The following is a 1,095-nucleotide window of genomic DNA, read 5'->3' on the forward strand; positions in this document are numbered from 1 at the left end:
TCGGTGGCAATAATTGGGAAATCAATCGTCAGGCTGTCACTGTTAGCTGCATGGTCAATCGGGCCTTGCAGCGTAAAGTCGTACGTACCATCTGTTGCTACATTCAACGTGAAGACTGGATTGCCATCTGCGGTTGCCACATAGGTAAAGCTGCCGTCGCCATTCTCGGTTTCCACCAAGGTAATCGCCTCACCTTGAGAGGTCAGGCCCGCAACAGGATCAGCAGTTGAATCCAGTTGATAGCTCACCACTCGGTCAGAGCCTTGAGTGGTCGTAAACGCCCCTTCTACGAATAGATCGCCGCCTGGATCTGAGCCCACACCGCTAAGGTCGTCTTCATCGACACTTAACGCATCCACCGCTGTGATGGTCGGTACATCATCAACAATCGTAACTGGAATGGTTTCAGTAACGGTGTCGCCATCAAAGTCGGTTGCGATAATTGGGAAGTTCAGTGTCAACTCGTCACTATCAACCGCGTGATCAATTGGCCCTTCAAGTGTGAAGTTATAAGAACCATCAGTATCTACTGTCAGAGTAAATACTGGGTTACCACCCGCAGTCGCTTCATAAGTGAAACTACCATCACCATTTGCGGTTTCTGTCAGCGTTACCGCTACACCTTGCGAGGTTAAACCGTCCACTGGTGTTGCTGAAGCATCGAGTTGGTAGCTCACCACTCGGTCTGAACCTTGTGTGGTGGTGAAGTTACCATCAATAGAAATCGGGTTGCTTTGGTCTGAGCCAATTGAGGCTAGGTCATCTTCATCAACCGTGATTGCGTCTACGTCAGTAATCACTGGCTTATCGTCCACGATTGTCACAGGGATCGTGGCGTTTGTTACATCACCATCAAAGTCGGTCGCGATGATTGGGAAGTTGAGTATCAACTCATCACTATCTACTGCGTGGTCGATTGGACCTTCAAGCGTGAAGTTATAGCTACCATCAGTATTCACTGTCAGCGTAAAGACCGCTTCAGTACCCGCTGTCGCCTCGTAAGTAAAGCTGCCATCACCGTTTGCGGTTTCAGTCAGCGTGACTGCCACCCCTTGTGATGTAAGGCCGTCAACTGGTGTTGCAGAAGCATCAAGC

At 49.8% G+C, this 1,095-nt stretch carries 1 protein-coding gene; it reads right to left on the reverse strand.

Features of this window, described 5'->3' with window-relative positions; translation table 11 throughout:
- On the reverse strand, positions 1-1,095 hold a 1,095-nt coding region (locus R7E47_RS25085), incomplete at both ends, for a VCBS domain-containing protein (protein WP_318085494.1).

This window comes from Vibrio sp. Vb1026 (genome assembly GCF_033338745.1).
Taxonomy (GTDB): domain Bacteria; phylum Pseudomonadota; class Gammaproteobacteria; order Enterobacterales; family Vibrionaceae; genus Vibrio; species Vibrio alginolyticus.